1 protein-coding gene is annotated in these 324 nt (G+C 36.7%); it reads right to left on the minus strand.

What is annotated here, in order from left to right; translation table 11 throughout:
• Positions 1-295 (minus strand): SurA N-terminal domain-containing protein (locus tag AOA61_RS02480; protein ID WP_256583323.1); only part of this gene is annotated, 295 nt, incomplete at its 3' end.
• Positions 296-324: the final 29 nt, after the last annotated feature.

The raw sequence follows: 324 nt of genomic DNA on the forward strand, positions 1-324 counted from the left end.
GTTCATCATAGTAGTCTCTCAAGTTTTCTCCCGACAGATCAAAGTCTTGAAAGTCAAGGTGGTCTAATTCAGTTAGCTTCTGAATTTTTAATTGATCAGCAACTTCCTGGTGAATCATCTCTTCTGTATAACCCTGTTCTTCCATTAATTCTTGTAACTCGCTCTCTGTCGTACCGTACTCTACTAACATTTGTTCAATGGCAATTTCAGTTTCTTCTTCTGATGGTTGAATGTTTTGCTCATTAGCAGCTTGAACAAGTATTCTGTCACGAATTAAATCATTAAGTAGATCCATTCTCAATTCTTGTAACGCTTCTGCTTGAT

The sequence above is a fragment of the Pseudomonas sp. 2995-1 genome (genome assembly GCF_002742505.1).
In the GTDB taxonomy this organism is placed as follows: Bacteria; Pseudomonadota; Gammaproteobacteria; order Pseudomonadales; family Pseudomonadaceae; genus Aquipseudomonas; species Aquipseudomonas sivasensis.